Raw genomic sequence first — 485 nt, 5'->3', positions numbered from 1 at the left:
CACCCGCTTCCGGCGCGACCGCCTGTACGCCGATCAGCCGATGGCTGCCTTCTTCGATCACCAACTTGATGAAGCCGCGTGTGTCGAAGTTGGCGAGCGCACGCGGCACGTTGTCCAAGGTCAAGGTGCGGCTGTCGGTCTCGATCCCGTCGTGGTGGGCTTCCGCCTCGCTGTAGCCCACGGTCGCCACTTGCGGATCGGTGAACACCACGGCCGGCATTGCGGTCAGGTCGAGCGCCGCATCGCCGCCGGTCATGTTGATCGCGGCACGGGTGCCGGCCGCTGCCGCCACATAGACGAACTGCGGCTGGTCGGTGCAGTCGCCGGCCGCGTAGATGTTCGGGTTGCTCGTGCGCATGCCTTGGTCGATGACGATGGCACCTTGCGCATTGACAGTGACCCCCGCTGCGTCCAGCGCGAGGCTGCGCGTGTTCGGTGTCCGACCGGTGGCAACCAGCAGTTTGTCGGCGCGCAATTCACCGTGC

At 66.6% G+C, this 485-nt stretch carries 1 protein-coding gene; it reads right to left on the bottom strand.

The window, feature by feature from the left end:
• Window positions 1–485: oxidoreductase dimerization domain-containing protein (locus tag ACR6JA_RS22320; protein ID WP_494599590.1), on the bottom strand; the 485-nt coding region annotated here is incomplete at both ends.

The organism is Cedecea sp. B1(4) (assembly GCF_059414925.1).
Note: the sequence above shows the minus strand (reverse complement) of the source record. Positions and strands in the feature narration are given on the sequence as shown.